Raw genomic sequence first — 18221 nt, forward strand, 5'->3', positions numbered from 1 at the left:
ACCATCGAGTCTTTCTTTGCCCGGCCACGTCTTTGTGATCTGAAGCCATTTCCGGTGCACGTAAGTGCGCCGTGTCTGACCCTGTGTGGAAACGGTCACCTCACAAAAACTATGCAAATGACAAAATTCGCTACATAATCCGGCCAATTCAGTGGGTTCCGGAGCGTGGCATGCAAGTCGATATCGCCAGAATTCAGCTGCTGGCGTCCGCGTTGCAGGATCAGGCAGGGAATATTGATACGGTCGTTCGAGTCCTCGCCAAAAGCGGGCTGAGTGCGCAAGACCTCGCGCCGCCTGCAAAGTTGTACAGTGCCCATAGCGAGGCCTTGTTTGCCCGCCACGCTTGCGATGAACTCAACGACATCCTGTTCGGCGCGCGAACGGGCTTGCAGTTCAGCGCAACTTCTAGCCTGACCGCTTATATCAGCAAGTATTCCCGGGATCTCCGGCAGGTACTGGAGAACGCCAACTACTTCCACCGGCTGATTGATCCGGCCATCGCCGTGAGGCTGCATGAGTCCGGAAATTCGGCAACCATCGAGGCCAGGTGGAAGGACCCAAGCTTTTCGCGGTACCACCGGCGAACCGAGTTCCTCATGTTTGCCTGCATTGCCCGCCTGCGTGCTCTGACGGGGATCCCGATCCAACCGATCGAACTACGGTTTCAGCACAAGGTCGGCGCGCGAGAGGAAGACTATTCCAAACTCGGCAAATTCCCGGTGGTGTTTGGCGCGGAAAAGCTCGAGATCATTTTGCCGCAATCAACGCTCGACGTGCCTGTCCCGACCTACGACCCCAGCTTGCGACAGCACCTGATGGAATATGGTGACCGTCTTCTGCGTGAAAACAGTGACGAAAAACAGACATTGCGGTCGCGGGTCGAAGGGCGGATCACCCAATCGCTTCCGGGAGCCATCGCCCGCGCCGAACAGGTCGCCAAGGATCTGGGCATGAGCCCGCGGACATTCGGTCGGCGCCTGACCGAGGAAGGCACCAGCTTTCGCGAAATTGTCGACGACCTGCGCTGTGACCTCGCCAGAACGTTTCTGAAGAACGACATGAGCCTATCTGAGATCTCATACAGCCTTGGCTACGCAGACCAGGCGGCGTTTTCGACTGCCTTCAAACGCTGGACCGGGCAATCTCCCAGCGCGTACAAGGATAAGTCCCGGCGCAGAATGCTTGCCTGACAAGCGGCCGGGGGTCATCAGCGTTGCCGCCTCGCCCCGACCTGTCCCATGAGTGGACACAAGCGATATGGTCCGCGAAAGCTCTGACCACTTGCGAATTCCCGCCAAACTGAATTCACGTTTGGCCGTCGTGAACCAAACCGCAGCTCAAATGAAAAAAGGCGCCTCGGTCGAGGCGCCTTTTTGATCACTGATCCAGGAAGGACCGCAGCTTTCGGCTTCGGCTGGGATGTTTCAGCTTGCGCAGGGCCTTGGCTTCGATCTGCCGGATACGTTCGCGCGTCACGCTGAACTGCTGACCAACCTCTTCCAGCGTGTGGTCGGTGTTCATGCCGATGCCGAAACGCATCCGCAGAACACGCTCCTCGCGCGGGGTGAGCGAGGCCAGTACACGCGTGGTGGTTTCCTTGAGGTTTTCCTGAATGGCGCTGTCCAGCGGCAGCACGGCATTCTTGTCCTCGATGAAATCGCCCAGTTGGCTGTCTTCCTCGTCCCCGATCGGAGTTTCCAGAGAAATCGGCTCCTTGGCGATCTTCATCACCTTACGGACCTTTTCCAGCGGCATCTGCAGCTTTTCGGCCAGTTCTTCCGGCGTCGGCTCGCGGCCGATCTCGTGCAGCATCTGGCGGCCGGTCCGCACCAGCTTGTTGATCGTCTCGATCATGTGCACCGGAATACGGATGGTGCGCGCCTGATCCGCGATCGAGCGCGTGATCGCCTGACGGATCCACCAGGTCGCATAGGTCGAGAACTTGTAGCCACGGCGGTATTCGAACTTGTCCACCGCCTTCATCAGGCCGATGTTGCCTTCCTGAATGAGATCAAGGAATTGCAGGCCACGGTTGGTGTATTTCTTGGCGATCGAGATCACCAGGCGCAGGTTGGCCTCGACCATTTCCTTCTTGGCCTGACGCGCCTCTTTCTCGCCTTTCTGGACCTGCTGCACGATGCGGCGGAATTCGCTAATGTCCAGACCGACATACTGACCGATCTGCGCCATGTCGTTGCGCAGTTCTTCGACCTTGTCGGACGAGCGTTCGATGAACATCTGCCAGCCGCGACCCGGCTTTTGGGCCATGTCGGACAGCCAGTTGGGATCAAGTTCACGACCGCGATACTCGTCAATGAACTCACGGCGGTTGATGCGGGCCTGGTCGGCCAGCTTCACCATGGCGCTGTCCAGCGACATCACCCTTTTGTTGATGCCGTACAACTGATCGATCAGGGCTTCGATCCGGTTGTTGTGCAGATGCAGGCCATTCACCAGTTCAACGATCTCGGCGCGCAGCTTTTGATAGGTCTGCTCATCCTTGTCGCTGAACGACCCATCCTCGTTCAGAGTTGCCGAGATCCGGCTGTCCTGCATCTCCGAGAGCTTTGCGAAATCCGTCGAGATCCGCTCAAGCTGAGTCAGAACCTGATCTTTCAGTGCCGCTTCCATCGCGGCCAAAGACATGTTCGCCTGATCGTCTTCATCATCGTCATCGTCGTTGGCAATCGGGTTGCCGTCGGCATCCAGTTCGGGACCCGTGTCCTTGGCGGGCTTGGCGGCCGTGACAGCCGAAGTATCCACCACCGGCTCTTCTACGTCACCATCCTCGTCCATCTGATTGCCGAACGTCGCTTCCAGATCGATGACATCGCGCAGCAGGATGTCCTCGGACAACAGTTCGTCATGCCAGATCGAGATCGCCTGGAAGGTCAGCGGGCTTTCGCAAAGCCCGAGGATCATGGTGTTGCGACCGGCTTCGATCCGTTTCGCGATGGCGATTTCGCCCTCGCGGCTCAGCAGTTCTACCGACCCCATCTCGCGCAGATACATGCGCACCGGGTCATCGGTCCGGTCCAGCTTTTCGGTTTGCGCACCGGCCAGCGCAACCTCACGGTTACTGTCGGTGGTGACCAGATCGGTCGAGCCCTTCTGCTCTTCCTCTTCGGCCTCTTCGTCTTCGATGATGTTGATGCCCATCTCGGACAGCATCGACATCACGTCCTCGATCTGTTCCGAACTGACCTGATCCGGCGGCAGGACCTGGTTGAGCTGATCGTAAGTGATGTAGCCTTTCTCGCGAGCCTCGGCGATCATCTTCTTGACCTGGGCCTGGCTCATGTCCAGCGAGATTTCCTGTTCCTGGTCGTCGGACTTCCGTTCCTCGTTGGTATCCTTGGCGGCCATTCAGTGCTCCTGCAGGGATGGGTGATTCGATGGAACCGAATCATTAGCGCGTAGAAGTGATTCGGCCACCCGTTTACCCGTTTTTCTTTTCCAGTGCTTTATGAAAACACCACTTCAGCGGCGTTTCCGCTCGAACTTGATGCCGGACATGATCGCCTGAAACGCGTCTTTCTCGTCACGATTGATTCGCGCCCCGTTGTCAGCAATGTCGAAAATGGCCCTGTCCTCGTTCTGGCTGCGGCTTGCGCGGTTGCGTTCTTCGGCGGCCTGGGCCAACCGGAACGTCAACGCTTCGTCCGCCAGATCGGACAACTCCTCTTCGGCTTCGGCAATCTCGGCATCCAGCCCCCGGAGCGCTTTGATTTTTGCGAGTTCCTCGGCCAGAGTCATCTGTGCCTTTTCGACGTCGCCCGGTTTGTGCACACAGGGGATTACAGCGACATGGCGAAGGGCCAGCAGGTTTTCAAGAGGGGCCGGCCCCAAAGACTGAACAATGTGCTCTCTGAGGTTGTCGGGATCGTCGATCGCGTGCCGCAGGATCGCATCGCGCAGGGCCGCGTGATCGGGGTTCAGGCATTCCATCTCTTCCAGTTGGTGCTCGAATTGCACGACCACCTCGGGGTTCAGGATTGCAATCGCAAGGATTGCCGCTTCACGCAGTTGGATATCCGCATTCTCCGAGGACGCAAGGAACGAGGCCCGCGCATCGGGCGTTGCCGACGGTTTTGGCGGTTGCCATTTGCCTTTCGGCTGCCAGTTTCGAGCCCCTGCCCCTTGCCGCTGCGGGCGGAAAAGCTGCCAGCGGAGGTCCTTGATTTCCTGCCCGTAATGCGACCGGATCGAGGGATCGCGGATCAGTTGGATCTTTTCGCGCAGCGCCTTGTCGAGGGCCGCCTTGCGCTCGGGGCTGTCGAACACCTTGCCCTCGGTCTCGCGCCGCCACAAAAGCCGCACCATCGGAATGGCCGCGTCCAGCACCGCCTGAACCGCCTCCGGGCCTTCGGCGCGCAGCAGATCGTCGGGGTCTTTGCCCTCGGGCATCAGGGCAAACCGCAGCGACTTTCCGGCCACCAGCAGGGGCAGCGCCAGGTCGATGGCCCGCATCGCCGCGCGCAGGCCTGCCGTGTCGCCATCCAGCGCGATGATCGGCTCATCGGCGATACGCCACAGCATGTGCAACTGGTGTTCTGTGATCGCGGTGCCCAGCGGCGCGACGGCGGCGCCGAAGCCTGCCTCAGACAGGGCGATCACATCCATATAGCCCTCGGCCACGACCAGCGGTTGCCCCTTGCCCGCCGCCTGACGGGCTGGTCCGTGGTTGTAGAGGCTTCGCCCCTTGTCGAACAGCGCGGTTTCGGGCGAGTTCAGATACTTGGCGTTGTCATTGGGGTCCATCGCCCGCCCGCCGAACGCGATGCACCGGCCGCGCGGATCGCGGATCGGGAACATGATGCGGTTGCGGAAGGTGTCATAGGGCTTTTTGCCCTTGTTCGACGGCTTGGCCAGACCGGCGCCCAGGATCAGGTCCTCGGCCACGTTCTTGCCGCGCAGATGGTCCCACAACGCCTGCCAGCCATCGGGCGCAAACCCGATTTCCCAGCGATCCAACGCCTGAGCGTCCAGACCGCGGCGGTCCATATAGGCGCGCGCCTCGGCCCCTGCCCCGGTCTTGAGTTGCAGGCGAAAGAACTGTACCGCCTGCTCCATGACATCGGCCAATTGCGCCCGATGGTCCTGCTTTTCCTGCGCCTTTGGGTCGCGCGCGGGCATCGGCAATCCGGCTTCGCGCGCCAGGATCTCGACCGCCTCGATGAACGAGACGTTCTCGGTTTCCTTCACAAAGCTGATCGCGTCGCCCTTGGCGTGACACCCGAAGCAGTAATAGAACCCCTTCTGGTCATCCACATGGAACGAGGCGGTTTTTTCGTGATGGAACGGGCATGGCGCCCACATGTCGCCCTTGCCCGGATTGGACTTGCGATTGTCCCACATGACCTTGCGTCCGACGACCTGAGACAGGCTCAGACGGGTGCGCAGCTCATCCAGAAATCCAGGGGGCAAAGACATGTGTCATACATGGCAGAAACCGGGCCGCCCGCCAAGGGCGCGGCAGGCCTTTGTCCACAGCCAATTCGCGGCCCTGTGGATTACTGCTGCAGGCACAGCTCCATCCAGGCGGCGCCAAGGTCTTTTTTGCGGATGTCGCGCATCTTCTGCTCATAGACCCACGGTGTGATCAACGGGATCGCAGCGTTGTAGTTCTCGGGCCAGGTTGGGCCGGCCTCGGCCACCGCTTCCGGAACGTCCCGTTCTTTCACGCGATCAAGACGGGCTTTTTGTACCGCCGCCACAACGTCTGCTTGATAGCGGCAGCTTTGCTCCTTGGTTTCAGCGGCAGCCAGCGGTGTGGCAAGCAGTGTGGCGGCAAGTGCGATGCGCAGCATAAGGTCCCCTTGGAATCAGTTCTTTGCAACAGTCTAACCGCGTGCTGCCACACCTTCCATTGCCCTCTGCAGATCATGCACCAACGATGTGGCCATCGACCGGAACACCATGATCTGAAAGGCTTTCTCGCCAACCCGAGTGATTGACGCCGTCATGTGAAACAGCAGCGTGCGCGCCGTATGTCCGCGCTTGAATTGTTGCGGGCGCAGATCGACGGGCACCAGACGGGCCAGAACATCCTCGGCCCCGTCGCCCTCAAGCCGCACCACGGCCCAGGCATCGGACTGGTCGACGACCGCGGCGTGGGCGGACAGCAACGGGTCCGGCGTGGAGCCGATCAGCATGACCTGACCCGGGCCGAACCAGACCGCCCGCGCGCCCGACTTCCCGGTGGCCCGGTTCGGGGCCGGCAGCGCCATGCCATGCGCCGCCTTCATCGCCTCGGACAGCGATTTGGCCTGCCCTTGAAAGGCCGAAACCGCATGTATCGCGCCCGGGTCGACCTCGGTGACCGAGACCGTTCCGATGGTCAGCGGCAGCAGCCCGTCGCACAGGGTCTGGGCAATCAGCTTATCCACGTACACGCTCTCCCTCTGGGTCAAAAAACACCGGGTCAGTCACCTCGCACAGCGTGGTCACGCCGCGCAGATGATCGACCATTTTGACGATCTCGCCATGACGGTCGGGGCCATCGGCCAGAAACGCCAGCCCCAGCATGCTGCCCAGCGTCGGCGAGTAGCAGACCGAGGTCACATAGCCCTGATCGTTGGTGCGCACCGGCGCGTCCTCTTCGTTGTACAGATGGGCGCCGGCCAGCAACTGGCGGCTTTCCCCGATGGGTTTGAGGCCGACCAACCGCTCGCGCCCCGGCTCCTCAAGCCCCGGGCGTTCGGACATGGTCTTGCCGATACAGTCCTTTTTCTGCGACACCATCCGGCCCATCCCGATGTCAAAGGCCGTCGTCCGCCCGTGGATTTCTGCATGGGTGATGAACCCCTTCTCGATCCGCAGGACGTTCAGCGCCTCCATCCCATAGAGGCCACCGCCCAGCGCCTCGGCCTGTCGGGTCAGGATGTCGAACAGGCTGGCCCCATACCGCGCAGGCAACGCAATCTCGTAGGCGTGTTCGCCCGAGAACGAGATCCGGAACAGACGCCCCGGCACCCCCAGAACCGAAACCGGCCCGCAGGCCATGAACGGCCACGCAGCATCATCCAGCGGGGTGTCCAGCAGGCCGTTCAGCACCTCGCGCGATTTGGGGCCGGCCACGGCGAATTGCGCCCATTGCTCCGTCACAGAAACCAGCGACACGTCCCAATCGGGCCGCAGACCCTGACGCACGAATTCAAGATGCTTCATCACGTCACCAGCGGCGGCGGTCGTGGTGGTCATCAGGAAATGACTGTCACCCAATCGCGCGGTGGTGCCGTCATCCATGACGAACCCGTCCTCGCGCAGCATCAGCCCATAGCGCACGCGCCCGACCTTCAGTGTCGAAAACGTGTTGGTATAGACGAAATCCAGAAACTGCGCGGCGTCGCGCCCCTGAATGTCGATCTTGCCCAGGGTCGAGACATCGCACACGCCGACCGCCGTGCGCACCATCTGCACTTCGCGGTCGCAGGACTGGCGCCACGTGGTCTCGCCCGGCTGCGGGAAATAGCTGGGCCGATACCACAGCCCGGCCTCGACCATCGGCGCCCCGCGCGCCACTGACGCCTTGTGCGAGGTGGTGAAGCGCTGCGGCTTGAACCCCGCCCCCTCGGCCCCCGCGCCCAGCGCGGCGATGGCAATCGGCGCGTAAGGCGGGCGGAAGGTGGTGGTTCCGGTCTCGGGGATCGCCCGCCCGGTGGCATCCGCAAGAATGGCCAGCGCCGCGACATTCGAGTTCTTGCCCTGATCGGTGGCCATGCCTTGCGTGGTATAACGCTTCATGTGCTCGACCGAGCGGAAGTTCTCGGTCGCGGCCTGTTTGACATCCTTGACGGTCACGTCGTTCTGGAAATCCAGCCACGCGCGCCCCTTGCCCGGCACCGCCCACAGCTGCGCGATTTCATAGAGCTGATCCTCGGCCTGCGGCGGCTCGAGTTTGGACGCCTTAAGGCCCAGATCACCCAGCGCCTCGGTCGCAGCCGAAATGCCCTCGCTCAGACAAGCCGCGGTCGAGAACGCGCCGTTGCAGGCCCCGGCCGGGCGCATCCCGGGCACGGCGCCCGGCGTGGGCACGAAGGCGGCAATGTCACGCCGCCAGGTCGGGCGCCCGTTCATGTGGCAGGTCAGGTGGACCGAGGGGTTCCATCCGCCGGTCATCGCCAGGCAGTCGGTCTGAATGCGCTCTTCTCCGCTGGCGCGGCGCACGGTGATCGACTCCAGCCCCTTGCGCCCCGAACTGCCACAGACCTGCGCCCCGCGCAGCACCGGATAGTCGGTCGACACCGGCCCGTCATGGCGGCTGTCGATCACGGCGGCAACGTGGACCCCGGCGGCCAACAGGTCGCGGGCCGTCTGGTGGATGTCATCGGTGTTGCCGAAGATCGTGACACTCCGGCCGGTCGCGACGCCCCAGCGGTTCAGATAGGCCCGCACGGCACCGGCGGTCATGATGCCGGGCCGGTCATTATTTCGAAACGCCACCGGGCGTTCCAGCGCCCCGGCCGCCAGAACCGAGCGGCGGGCGGCGATCCGCCAATAGGTTTCCAGCGGCGCACCGGCGGCGCGGTCGCCCGTATGGTGCAAGACCCGTTCGAGCGCGGCAAAAGTGCCTTGATCGTAGACGCCGGCAATCGTCGTGCGGGTCATCAGCCGCACGTTCTCCATCGCCCGCAGTTCTGCCAGAACCTCGTCCACCCAGACGTGACCCGGCTTGCCATCCACCTCGAGCCTCTCGGCCAGCAGACGCCCGCCCATCTGGTTGCTTTCGTCGGCCAGAATGACATCCGCCCCGGCCCGGCCGGCCGTCAGGGCGGCCATCAATCCCGCCGGACCAGCCCCGATCACCAGCAGATCGCAGAAGGCATAGGCACTTTCATACCTGTCGGTGTTGGCCTGCCCGGACAGCGCGCCCAACCCCGCGGCGCGGCGGATCATCGGCTCGTACAGCTTCTCCCAGAAGCTGCGGGGCCACATGAAGGTCTTGTAGTAGAAGCCCGCCCCCAGGAAGGGCGCGGCCAGATCGTTCACCGCCATCACGTCTAAACTCAGGCTGGGCCAGCGGTTCTGGCTGCGCGCTTCGAGGCCCAGATAGATCTCTTGCATCGTGGCCCGCACATTCGGGTCCTGCGCGGCGCCTCGGCCGATGGTGACCAGCGCATTCGGTTCTTCGCTGCCGGCGGTCAGGACGCCGCGCGGGCGATGATACTTGAACGACCGACCCATCAGGCGCACGCCATTGGCCAGCAGCGCCGAGGCCAGCGTGTCGCCCTGAAAGCCCGAATACCGGATTCCGTCAAAGGAAAACTCGACCGGTGTGCCGCGGTCGATCAGCCCCCTGCCAGCGACCCTCATCGTTTGCCCCCGGACGCAGGTTCGGTCGCCGAAATTTCGTGGGTCAGCGTGTTGCGTGTCACGACGATCCATGCGCCGCAGCCGCCCTCGTGATACCACAGATCCCGCGTCTCGCCCGCGGGGTTGTCGCGCAGATAGACGAAATCGTCCCAAGCGTCAGGCCCGGCATCCGGGGCGGGCCGGTCCAGATCGACGGCGGCCCCGCGATAGTAGAACTCGCGGCGGTCGCGCTCGCCGCAATACGGACAGGTGATCCTCATGGCCGCGCCTCCTGGCTTTCACAAATATTCGAACGAAACATCCCGGCCCGCCCCTAATGCAGATTGTGCTGAGAGCCCTTGCCCTCTTCATCGATGATCCCGCGCCCGGTGCGGAAACGATCCAGCCGGAACCCTGTCGCGTTCTCGTAGTACCGATCGGTGGCCATCAGGTGGGCAAACACGTTGCCCGAGCCAGGAACCGCCTTGAACCCGCCGTAGTTCCAGCCGCAGTTCAGGTACAGCCCGTCGATAGGGGTGCGGTCGATGATCGGCGACCCGTCCGGCGACATGTCCATGATCCCGCCCCAGGACCGCAGTACCCGGGCTTTGCCGATCATCGGCATCAGGGCCACGCCGGCTTCCATCACGCTTTCGACCGTCGGCAGATTGCCCCGCGCCGCGTAGGAGGCATAGAAATCCAGGTCGCCGCCGAACACCAGCCCGCCCTTGTCGGATTGGCTGATGTAGAAATGCCCCATGCCGAAGGTCACGACATGGTCGATACAGGGCTTCAGCCCTTCGGTCACGAAGGCCTGCAGCACGTGGCTTTCGATCGGCAAACGCATCCCGGCCATCGCCGCGACCTGACTGGACCGGCCCGCAACCACGATCCCGACCTTCCTGGCCCGGATCGCCCCGCGCGTCGTCTGCACCCCGCGCACGGCGCCGTTTTCGATGTCGATGCCGGTGACCTCGCAATTCTGGATCAGATCCACCCCGCGCTGGTCCGCCCCGCGGGCATAGCCCCAGGCCACGGCATCATGCCGGGCCGTGCCGCCACGCGGATGGTACAGACCGCCATAGATGGGAAAGCGCAGATCGTCATAGTTCAGATAGGGCAGCATCTCGCGCAGTGCATCGCGGTCCAGCAGGATGGCATCGTCGCCCTGGCTGATCATCATGTTGCCCCGGCGCGCGGCCGCGTCCCGCTGCCCGTCCGAATGGAACAGGTTGATGATGCCCCGCTGCGAATGCATCACGTTGTAGTTCAGGTCCTCTTCCAACCCCTCCCACAGCTTGAGGGAATGTGAATAGAACTCGGAATTTCCTTGCAGAAAATAGTTGGCGCGCACGATCGTCGTGTTGCGCCCCACATTGCCGCCGCCGATATAACCCTTTTCCAGCACGGCGACATTTGTCAGGCCGTGTTCTTTCGCCAGATAATACGCGGTGCTGAGACCATGCCCCCCACCGCCGATGATGACGATGTCGTACTCGGCTTTGGGCTCGGGATCACGCCAATGCGCCGTCCAACCCTTGTTGCCCGTCAGTCCTTCCTTCAGGACGCGAAAGCCGGAAAAGCGCATTCAGATCTCCCTGCGGGTTTGCTGGCATCAAACCAACTTCCAACAGGAGTAGCAATCCGGGCTCGGGGCTCCGCATCCGTTTTCGACAAGAACTTGTCAACGCGCGACCAAACCCGTCGCAAACGAAATCGCCCTCAGAACCGCAGACGGAAGGCAAAGCCGACGATCGGAGCGGTATCATAGCCCTGCCGGCTGACCTCTTGCCCTGCCGCGTTGTCGAGGCGCAACTCGCCGTCAAACTCGGCGCCTGCAAATGCCGACAGCGAAACTCCGGGGTTTGGCGCGTATTCAACCGACAGAACAACCGGGATGCTGCTGTCCTCGCCTACGCCGCCCGGTGCCAACCCGTTATCGTTCAACTGAAAGCGGACCCTCTCGGACCGAACGGCAAGCCCCACGCTGACACTTTCCGAAGCCTTGTATTCCAGCGTGACCCCGGGGCCTTGAGTGGCCCCCAACGCGCGCCCGGTGCTCAGACGCCAGCGCTCGGCAAAGGTCCAGTCGACCAGAAGCGCGGGAAAGACTTCGAGATCATTGGTTCCAACCTCGGAGAACACGCCAAATGCCGGGCCGATGCGCAGATTGGAGTTCACCGCCCATGAAATGCCGGCGAAGGCACCATAGGTGAAGCCGTCCGAGGCACTGGCGCCGGTCTCATAGTCCCATCTCAATTGGGGCGAGACGATCACCGCAGCCCCGTTGTCCAGAGTGAAACGCAATGGAACGCTCAGGCGAATGTCGCGGATGTCGTCCCACGGCTGGTTTCCGGGCAACCCGAAATCGTAGGAAAACTGACCGAAACTCGCCAGCAAACCCACAAAGGACCCGTCACCATAGCTGTAAATGCCGCCTGCCCGCAGAAACGCGCGCGATGCGCTGAAATTACCGCCGTCCTCAAGATCGGCGCTGCCCTGATAGACAGCCAACCCTTCCACAGTCGGCGTCCATCCCTGCCGGGGTTGGGCGATGGCAGCAGTCGCATGCGCCAGGGTCGCGGATCCTATCGCCGCGGCCCAAGCTACAGAACGGGTAATTTGCATGAGATCCTCGCTGGTTTCACTGCCTGAACTCCAGCGCAGGATGTGCGGCAACCGGACTTTTTGTCAAAGCCCGATTGCCCGGTTTCCGAGACGTCAGAGGCCCTTGGCCCGATAGCTCTTGGCGACACGGTCGATGGACACGATGTATGCCGCGGTGCGGAGGTCATCGACGTCGTCGCGATCGTGCCAGACCTCGCTCATGGCCTGGTAGGCGATGCGCATCGTGTCATCCAGGCCCGAGCGCACCAACTCAAGCTCATCCGCGCCTTTGAGGTATTTGGCCTTGAAGTCCGGAGACATCGACCATGCATCGCCAAGATAGCGGTCCAACCGCTCCAGCTCTTTCACGATCAACTCGTGCCGCGCCTCTTCCTGACGGCGCTGCATCCGGCCAAAACGGATGTGGCTGAGGTTCTTGACCCACTCGAAATACGATACCGTCACACCGCCAGCGTTCGCATACATGTCTGGAATGATCACGGTGCCTTTCTTGCGCAGCACTTCGTCGGCCCCGGCGGTCACCGGACCGTTCGCGGCCTCGATGATCAACGGCGCCTTGATGCGCTCGGCATTGGACAGGTTGATCACGCCCTCCAGCGCGGCCGGGATCAGAATGTCACATTCCTCTTCCAGCACAGCAGTGCCCTCGGCGGTGTGCGTCGCATCCGGGTAGCCGTTCACACCGCCATGTTTGACGATCCACTGGTGAACCGCTTCGACGTCGATCCCCTCGGGGTTATAGATCGCACCGTCACGTTCGATGATGCCCACAACCAGAGAGCCGTCTTCCTCACTCAGGAACTTGGCCGCGTGATAGCCGACGTTGCCGAGGCCTTGAACGATGACCCGCTTGCCGTCCAGCGAGCCTGACATGCCAGCCTTCTTGACGTCCTCCGGATGCCGGAAGAATTCGCGCAGCGCATATTGGATGCCACGCCCCGTCGCCTCGACCCGGCCCGAGATGCCGCCGGCATTCAACGGCTTGCCGGTAACGCAGGCCCGCGCGTTGATGTCTGTGGTGTTCATCCGCGCGTACTGGTCAGCCATCCAAGCCATTTCACGCTCGCCCGTGCCCATGTCGGGGGCCGGGACGTTCTGCGACGGGTTGATCAGGTCGCGCTTGGCCAACTCATAGGCGAAACGGCGGGTGATCTGCTCCAGCTCATGCTCTTCGTATTTGCGCGGGTCGATGCGTAGGCCACCCTTGGACCCGCCGAAAGGCGCCTCGACCAGAGCACACTTGTAGGTCATCAGCGCAGCAAGCGCCTCGACCTCGTCCTGGTTCACGGCCATCGCATAGCGGATACCGCCCTTTACCGGCTCCATATGCTCGGAATGAACCGAGCGATAGCCGGTGAAAGTATGGATCTGCCCCCGCAGACGCACGCCAAACCGAACGGTGTAGGTCGCATTGCAGACCCGGATCTTTTCCTCAAGCCCGGGCGGAAGATCCATCAGGGCAGCCGCCCTGTTGAACATCAGATCTACACTCTCCCGAAAGCTGGGTTCCTTGATGGCCGTCATAAAATCCTCCATGCCGGTTGACGTCGAGCGTCATGACGTTTTGTCGCACCCTTGGCAAGCAGCTGCAATCGCGATTTGCACTTTTTTTCATCAATTTATGAACAGCGCGTTTCGACCATCCGAGCCGAGTCGCGGGCGTTTACAATTTGCGGAAATTGTCCCGAGCAACGAAACAAAGATGCCCTTCCCGGCCAGACTGCCGCCGATTTTCATTCAAAAAGAGCACCATAGTGACGATCACGCCCAATTCTCGCCACGATCCACATCTAAATTATTCAAGTTCCGAAGAACTGGCTTCGCTGCTTTTGGCCGGCAAAAGGATTTCGTTATGCGCAATTTTGAATGGACATCGACCCGGTCGGAGAAACCGCGCCAGGCAGACCGCTGCCGGGGCGCCGTCGAGTCTTTCGTGACCTCGGAAAGCGGGACGATGACCATCTTCGCCCTCTTCCTTCTGATGATCATCTTCACCGCGGCGGGCTTCGCCGTGGACGTTATGCGGTACGATCGCGAACGTGCGCGCCTGCAATATGCTCTGGACCGCGCCGTACTGGCGGCTGCCGACCTGGATCAGGACCTTTGCCCCAAGGACGTGGTTGTCGACTACCTCGCGAAGGAAGGCCTGGACCAGTACCTGGTTGGTGACCCGATCGTGGAACCCAATGTCTGCGGCGCGACCGCCGTTACGATCGAAGGCTACCGCAAGGTCGAAGCGAGCGCCCAGATGGATGTCGGCATGCACTTCATGCAGTGGTGGGATGTTGACTCGATCGTGAGCGCGGCAACCAGCGTTGCCGAGGAAGCCATTGATGACGTTGAGATTTCTTTGGTTCTCGACGTCTCTGGCTCGATGAACAGCTACAATCGCCTGGCCAACCTAAAAGTGGCGGCCAAAAACTTCGTGCAAGAGATGGCGGACAAGACCGAGGACGGGAAGCTGTCGATCTCGATCATCCCCTACGCAACTCAGGTGTCGCTGCCCGACTATCTGATGGACGAATTCAGCACGACCGGCACCAATAACCGGGCAAACTGCATCAACTTCACCAGCAGCGAGTTCAACACCACCGCGCTGGACCCCGATACGATCCGCCAACGCACACTGCACTTCACGCCGTGGAGCACCTATGACCGGCGCCCCAGCAACGGCTACGTCTACAGCGAAGTCTGTGACGAACTCGCCAACCGTGAGGTCTCGGTCCTGCAAAAGGATCCGCAGGTTCTCAAAGATCACATCGAAAGCTTTACTGCCGGCGGAAACACGTCGATCGACGTCGGTCTGAAATGGGGTCTTGCCCTGCTTGACGAAAGCATTCAGCCGGTGATCGCACGTCTGGCGGGTGATGAAGTGCCTGCAGAGTTCGCCACCCGTCCCAACAGCTACTCCAGCAACGACTCGATGAAGGTTCTGGTGTTGATGACGGACGGCGCGAACACCACTCAGTACATGGTAAACGACCCCTACCGTGAGGGTGCGTCCATTCTGTGGTGGAATGCCAAAAAGTCCACCTATTCGACCTATGACTACGAGACCGAGAAGTACTTCTGGCACGATGTCGATTATACCGAATGGGACAGCAGCAAGGGTTGGTACTGGGGTCGCGAGATCTGGCAGGACGATCCCTATGGCAACGACGAGTATACTGTCTATCGGTGCACCTACCGGTCCGGCGGCGTCTGCTACAACTTTGACTACAGCAGAAGCGAGACCCGCACTGTTCTGGACAACAATGGCGACCCCGCGACATCGGTCAACCTGACCTGGGTTCAGGTCTGGGAACGCACGACCCGTCGCGCGATCCGCGACCTGTTCCGCGAAGCGCTGGGGAGCACGAAAGGCAACACCTGGTACAACAACGCGGTCACTTCGATCGGGTCGGGCACCAAGGACCCGCGCGCGCGCGCAATGTGTGCCGCCGCTCGCGCCAATGGCATCGTAGTCTTCACTATCGCTTTCGAAGCTCCCGATCAGGGCAAGGCCCTTCTGAAAGACTGCAAAAGCGATGATGGCGCCTACTACGAGGCGACCGGTGACGAAATCGTCGACGTATTTGCATCGATCGGATCGACCATCCGCAATTTGAGGCTGACCCAATGATCAAGCGTTTGCTTCATCAATTCCGCACGTTCCGGCGGAAAGAAGATGGGATGGCGACGATCGAGTTCGTCTTCTGGTTCCCCATCTTCATCATGACGACCTATTCGGCCGTCGAAGTCGGAATCGGGGCCTTCAACCACGCCAATCTCGAGCGTGGTCTGGACGAAACGATCCGCGACGTTCGCCTGAACAACCTCGACAAGTATACCACCAACGTTCAGGATGGCTGGACCCACACTCTGTTGAAGGACATCGTCTGCGACAAGGCAGGCTACATTCCTGAGTGCAAGGAAAACCTGATCCTGGAAATGACCCGCGTCGATCCGTTTATTGGGACCACGCTGGATCCCAACCCCTACTGCATCGATACCCCGGCAACGATCCGCAACAGCCAGATCTTCGAGCCCGGCACGTCGGACGAACTGATGATCGTCCGCGCCTGCGTCGAGGTAAAGCCGCTGTGGTGGGGTACCATTCTGGGCGCCATCGCGCGGAAAAAGCCCAACGGTATGTACGAACTGCACGCAACAACGGTGTTTGTCTATGAACCGACCTGATCGCTCAATCTTCCCGCTGGCTGTCCGGTATCTGAAACGGTTTTCGCGCAAGGAATCCGGCGTGATCAGTGTCGAGGCCGTGATGATCTATCCCTTGCTCTTCTGGGGCATGTGTGCGTCCTATACGTTCTTCGACGGGTACAAGCAGAGCTCGCGGAATCTCAAGGCGTCTTATGCGATCGCCGACGTCATTTCCCGCGAACGCAATGACATCAACGCGACCTACATGGATACGCTGTACGACCTGCTGCAGCAGATGATGTCGGACCGCTCCGACGTGTCGATGCGCATCTCGTTCCTTCGCTTCGACCTGCCGGATGACCGGCACTATGTGCAGTGGTCCTGTATTCGCGGCGAAAGCTTTGAGGCGTGGACCGATGGCACCATCAGCGAAATCCGGGACAAGCTGCCCATCATGCCGGACAACGGCAAGATGATCCTGGTCGAAGTGAAGGACTTCTATCGCCGTCCCTTCCGCATCGGATACGGCGAAAACGAATTTGCCATGGACAATTTCGTATTCACCCACCCGCGCGTCTACGACAAGATCGACGCACCGGGCGGGTGCTGAGAGCTATTCGGCCTCGGCCAGCATCGCGGAAAGCATTTCTGACAGGAACTTGGTCTCAGCGGCGGACGTCATGCCGCCGACGCCAATACGTCGCCCGACGCGCCACCAAAGGCCCGGGGCCCAAGCCCTGCCCCGTTTGCTACGGGTCGTCAGCAGAAAGCCGTTTGACGGTTTGAAGGCGAACACACCCCGATCCACCCCTTCGATTTCACCAACCTCGGCAATCAGCTTGCCGCTGCCTGTCCGCAATTCCGTGCGCGTGAGCTCGATCCGGTCCGCGGTCGCATGCCAGACGCGATGCGCAAGCCAAAGCGCGCCACCTCCGACCACGAACAGGAACAGCTGCCATTCCGGCGCGGGCGGTGCGGCCAGGGCGACATAAGTCACGAACGCGCCCACGGTGACGAGCATTCCCACGCCCATCCACCGCCGTGCCGATGAAGCCTGAATCGTTGCCAGTACGTCTTCTTGCATTTCCAACTCCGCCTTTGCCTGCCCCCCATACCCGCTTTCAGCGTCAAGCAACAGGCCAAGACTCACCCGGCGCAATTTTGCACAGAGGCAGTGCTTTCTCGCGAATTGACCGTACTTCAGCGAAAATTAGATAACTGGTCCAGAGACAGGAGATCCAAATGTCGCTCAGACCAACACTCGAAACCCGCAAGGCCGTTCCGACGATGGAAGGCGCTGGTGTAAAGCTTCACCGCGCTTTTGGATTTCAGGATCCGTCCGAACTGGATCCTTTCCTTTTGTTTGATGACTTCCGCAACGAGCACCCGCAGGACTACCAGGCCGGCTTTCCCTGGCATCCCCACCGCGGCATTGAAACCATCACATACGTGCTGTCGGGAACCGTCGATCACAGCGACTCGCTGGGCAACAGCGGCCAACTGGGTGCCGGAGACGTCCAGTGGATGACGGCGGGGTCCGGAATTCTGCATCAGGAAATGCCCAAGGGAAATGCATCCGGGCAGATGCATGGGTTTCAGCTGTGGGGCAACTTGCCCTCGGCTCAAAAGATGACGGCTCCTCGGTACCAGGACGTTCAGGGCAAGGACATTCCTGAAGTGATCGATGATGATGGCACCACGGTGCGGGTCATCGTCGGCAAGTTCTGGGGTAAGACCGGGCCGGTGGACGGTATCGCCGCGGACCCGCAATACTTGGACGTATCGATTCCTGCAGGGGTGAAAAAGACATTCAAGATAGATACTTATCGCCGTGCTTTCGCCTATGTTTTCGATGGGCAGGCCGCTTTCGCCGACGCCTCGCAGCCGACCGGTGTTCTGCTTGAGAAGGAAGTCGCCGGGCAAGAGCTGAACATTCGCGACATGTCGGGCAACCGGACGCTGGTGCGGTTTGGCACCGGAGACGAAATAACCGTTCAGGCCGGGCCTGAAGGCGTGCGATTCCTGTTGATCTCGGGTGCGCCGATCAATGAACCGGTAGCATGGCATGGCCCGATCGTGATGAACACGCGCGCCGAACTCGAGCAGGCGTTTCGGGAGTTGCGCAACGGTACTTTCATCAAGCCGGCGCACTGACTCCA

At 61.1% G+C, this 18221-nt stretch carries 15 protein-coding genes; 5 read left to right on the plus strand and 10 right to left on the minus strand.

Going from position 1 to position 18221, the window contains the following annotated elements:
* Positions 1-212 precede the first annotated feature (212 nt).
* Entirely contained in the window at positions 213-1190 is a 978-nt protein-coding gene (locus ACR0LD_RS06710) for a helix-turn-helix domain-containing protein (RefSeq protein WP_480636099.1), read from the plus strand.
* 187 nt (positions 1191-1377) lie between these two features.
* Here ACR0LD_RS06710 and rpoD read toward each other — a convergent pair whose 3' ends face one another.
* The 9 genes from rpoD to ACR0LD_RS06755 all read right to left on the minus strand — a co-directional run bounded on the left by rpoD (position 1378) and on the right by ACR0LD_RS06755 (position 13446).
* Positions 1378-3366, minus strand: coding sequence for an RNA polymerase sigma factor RpoD (gene rpoD, locus ACR0LD_RS06715; RefSeq protein WP_170357505.1), 1989 nt, complete (start codon positions 3364-3366; stop codon positions 1378-1380).
* A gap of 114 nt (positions 3367-3480) precedes the next feature.
* Positions 3481-5433: a DNA primase gene (dnaG, locus tag ACR0LD_RS06720; RefSeq protein ID WP_480636101.1), complete on the minus strand. Its 1953-nt coding sequence runs from the start codon at positions 5431-5433 to the stop codon at positions 3481-3483.
* An 80-nt stretch (positions 5434-5513) separates the two neighbouring features.
* Positions 5514-5810, minus strand: a complete 297-nt coding sequence (locus ACR0LD_RS06725; protein ID WP_170357503.1) for a hypothetical protein — start codon at positions 5808-5810, stop codon at positions 5514-5516.
* A 33-nt stretch (positions 5811-5843) separates the two neighbouring features.
* Complete coding sequence (locus ACR0LD_RS06730; protein ID WP_170357502.1) at positions 5844-6389, minus strand: sarcosine oxidase subunit gamma; 546 nt, start codon at positions 6387-6389, stop codon at positions 5844-5846.
* A complete protein-coding gene (locus ACR0LD_RS06735; protein ID WP_480636103.1) occupies positions 6382-9315 on the minus strand; it encodes a sarcosine oxidase subunit alpha family protein in 2934 nt (977 codons plus the stop codon). Before ACR0LD_RS06735 ends, ACR0LD_RS06730 begins: the two co-directional genes overlap by 8 nt.
* Positions 9312-9575, minus strand: coding sequence for a sarcosine oxidase subunit delta (locus tag ACR0LD_RS06740; protein ID WP_149776784.1), 264 nt, complete (start codon positions 9573-9575; stop codon positions 9312-9314). Before ACR0LD_RS06740 ends, ACR0LD_RS06735 begins: the two co-directional genes overlap by 4 nt.
* Before the next feature lie 53 nt (positions 9576-9628).
* Positions 9629-10882 (minus strand): sarcosine oxidase subunit beta family protein, encoded by a 1254-nt coding sequence (locus tag ACR0LD_RS06745; protein WP_480636105.1) that lies wholly within the window; start codon positions 10880-10882, stop codon positions 9629-9631.
* 134 nt (positions 10883-11016) lie between these two features.
* Positions 11017-11922 (minus strand): hypothetical protein, encoded by a 906-nt coding sequence (locus tag ACR0LD_RS06750; protein ID WP_480636107.1) that lies wholly within the window; start codon positions 11920-11922, stop codon positions 11017-11019.
* A gap of 93 nt (positions 11923-12015) precedes the next feature.
* A complete protein-coding gene (locus ACR0LD_RS06755; RefSeq protein WP_093961747.1) occupies positions 12016-13446 on the minus strand; it encodes a Glu/Leu/Phe/Val family dehydrogenase in 1431 nt (476 codons plus the stop codon).
* A 328-nt stretch (positions 13447-13774) separates the two neighbouring features.
* Here ACR0LD_RS06755 and ACR0LD_RS06760 point away from each other — a divergent pair, with 328 nt between their 5' ends.
* Genes ACR0LD_RS06760 through ACR0LD_RS06770 form a run of 3 tightly spaced genes read left to right on the plus strand, consistent with a single transcriptional unit; the run spans position 13775 to position 16672 of the window.
* Positions 13775-15544: a pilus assembly protein TadG-related protein gene (locus ACR0LD_RS06760; RefSeq protein WP_480636109.1), complete on the plus strand. Its 1770-nt coding sequence runs from the start codon at positions 13775-13777 to the stop codon at positions 15542-15544.
* Positions 15545-15594: 50 nt separating this feature from the next.
* Positions 15595-16101 (plus strand): TadE/TadG family type IV pilus assembly protein, encoded by a 507-nt coding sequence (locus ACR0LD_RS06765; protein WP_254429306.1) that lies wholly within the window; start codon positions 15595-15597, stop codon positions 16099-16101.
* A complete protein-coding gene (locus tag ACR0LD_RS06770; protein WP_170357497.1) occupies positions 16088-16672 on the plus strand; it encodes a TadE/TadG family type IV pilus assembly protein in 585 nt (194 codons plus the stop codon). Before ACR0LD_RS06765 ends, ACR0LD_RS06770 begins: the two co-directional genes overlap by 14 nt.
* Positions 16673-16675: 3 nt before the next feature.
* Here ACR0LD_RS06770 and ACR0LD_RS06775 read toward each other — a convergent pair whose 3' ends face one another.
* Positions 16676-17146, minus strand: coding sequence for a hypothetical protein (locus tag ACR0LD_RS06775; protein ID WP_170339740.1), 471 nt, complete (start codon positions 17144-17146; stop codon positions 16676-16678).
* A gap of 158 nt (positions 17147-17304) precedes the next feature.
* On the opposite strand from ACR0LD_RS06775, the gene ACR0LD_RS06780 reads away from it, so the two are divergent.
* Positions 17305-18216 carry a pirin family protein gene (locus tag ACR0LD_RS06780; RefSeq protein ID WP_170368282.1) on the plus strand — a complete coding sequence of 304 codons (912 nt, stop codon included), beginning with the start codon at positions 17305-17307 and terminating at the stop codon, positions 18214-18216.
* Positions 18217-18221: the final 5 nt, after the last annotated feature.

It is taken from the genome of Ruegeria sp. BF8 (assembly GCF_056538625.1).